This window comes from Rubritalea sp., from assembly GCF_039830215.1.
Taxonomy (GTDB): Bacteria; Verrucomicrobiota; Verrucomicrobiia; order Verrucomicrobiales; family Akkermansiaceae; genus Rubritalea.
Map to the genome: position 1 here is coordinate 1 of NZ_JBDOPO010000132.1, position 1,661 is coordinate 1,661.

Below are 1,661 nucleotides of genomic sequence, written 5' to 3' on the forward strand. Positions count from 1 at the left end.
ACTTTCTCCTCCAATACGCTGAAACACTCTGTCTTGGAGCACGTTGAGTAGTTTGGGCTGTAGGTCAATTGGGAGATCTCCTATTTCATCTAGAAACAGGGTGCCACCTTTTGCAGCTTCGATTTTGCCGACACGTTTTTTTATTGCTCCAGTAAATGCTCCCTTCTCATGACCAAAAAGCTCGCTTTCTAAAAGCTCTCTGGGGAGGGCTGGACAGCTTACAGTGATGAAAGGTTTGTCAGCACGTAGACTGTGTGAATGAATATAGCGGGCTAGGACCCCTTTTCCTGTACCACTCTCACCGGTGAGGAGAACTGAAGCATCAAGCCGGGCTATCTTTTGTGCCTTACTTAATAATTTCTGCATGGGCTCAGAGTGGGCTATAACATTAGTGCTTGTCGCCTCTGGGGAGATCGCATCCTTTAGATTTTGGTTTTCTTTCTGTATGTGGCTAAGCTTTTTTGCATTGCGGAGTGTGGTGAAGAGATGGTCTAGGTCGAATGGTTTAGTGATATAATCATGAGCACCTAACTTTATGGCCTTCATTGCAGAGCTGGCATCATTTTCACCACTTAGAATAATGATTGGTACATGGGGGTGGGTTTTGGAAAGTACACTTAGACAGTGAAAGCCATCTAGCTCGGGCATGTGAAGATCTAGCAGTACCACATCTACATGATCTTTAATTAACTCTAACATCTCTTTTCCGTTGGATGCTGTGACAGCGCGAAACCCATAATGAATTGCCTTGACACTAAGCAGACTTCTAACAGTCCTATCGTCATCGGCTATGATCAAGTTATAAGGTAAATTTGGCATGGGTTTAGATTGTGCTGATCTTGAATCATGCTATGCTAGTTTTGTGGATGTGGAAATTGATAAATTGCATTTACTTGCATTAGTTGGTGACGATAAACAGGCTGTAGCTGAGATTTTAGATGATTTTCTAGGGGGGGGACTAAGTTTACTAGATGAAATGGAGCTAGCACTCTCCAAAGCTGATATAGATAGCTTTGAAGGCACTTTGCATCAGTTGAAGGGAGCCTCAAGTATGTTTGGGTTAAAGTCGGTGTGTCAAATATGCGTGGGGCTAGAGGCTGAATCGTTTGAGGGTATTGAAGTCTCTACTCTATTGGAATTACGGGATATTTTTGGTAAATCCTATAAGCTAGCGAAATTGCTGGTAGTGGGCTGAGGTAGTTACCCTCCGCTGGGAGCCTTAAATAAGCTCACTGGCTGAGCTGAGCGTCGCGATGCCTTCATCTTTTGTGCAGATGTGGCCTAGTGGAGGATTGAGGTGTCTCCGAGGGGTAACCTAACCAGTCCTGTATGCGCCGTTCTTTTGAATAATGGAGTCTTGTCATGTTGTTCTCAACTAGGGGTACAGCATCGATTCTTAATCAGGCAACAGTAAGGGAGGCGAGTAAACGGCTCTAGAACACTTATGAAATTGGACGGAGCCCCTTGTGTTAGAGGAGACACGCAAACGTGCTGTGCCGCTTAGAAAAAGAGGAGAGAATTATAGTAATACTCCCCAATTGAAGGAGCTAACCATAATAAAATCTATGAATTTTATATATATTGTGGCTCTCAGGTGGCTCTGCAGTCCTCAAGTCAAATCATGAGGAACGCTTACAGGTTCAGGGGGCTACTTGGAGCGC

At 44.3% G+C, this 1,661-nt stretch carries 2 protein-coding genes; one reads left to right on the forward strand and one right to left on the reverse strand.

The features are described 5' to 3' along the window. On the reverse strand, positions 1 to 819 hold an 819-nt coding region (locus tag ABGY95_RS04455; protein ID WP_347440496.1), incomplete at its 3' end, for a sigma-54 dependent transcriptional regulator. On the opposite strand from ABGY95_RS04455, the gene ABGY95_RS04460 reads away from it, so the two are divergent. Beyond that, positions 818 to 1,195, forward strand: a complete 378-nt coding sequence (locus ABGY95_RS04460; RefSeq protein WP_347440497.1) for an Hpt domain-containing protein — start codon at positions 818 to 820, stop codon at positions 1,193 to 1,195. The two genes, ABGY95_RS04455 and ABGY95_RS04460, sit on opposite strands and share 2 nt — an antisense overlap. Positions 1,196 to 1,661: the final 466 nt, after the last annotated feature.

Coding starts and splice junctions, on each gene's coding strand:
- ABGY95_RS04460 (WP_347440497.1), top strand. CDS start 818: ATGGGTTTAGATTGTGCTGATCTTGAATCATGCTATGCTAGTTTTGTG.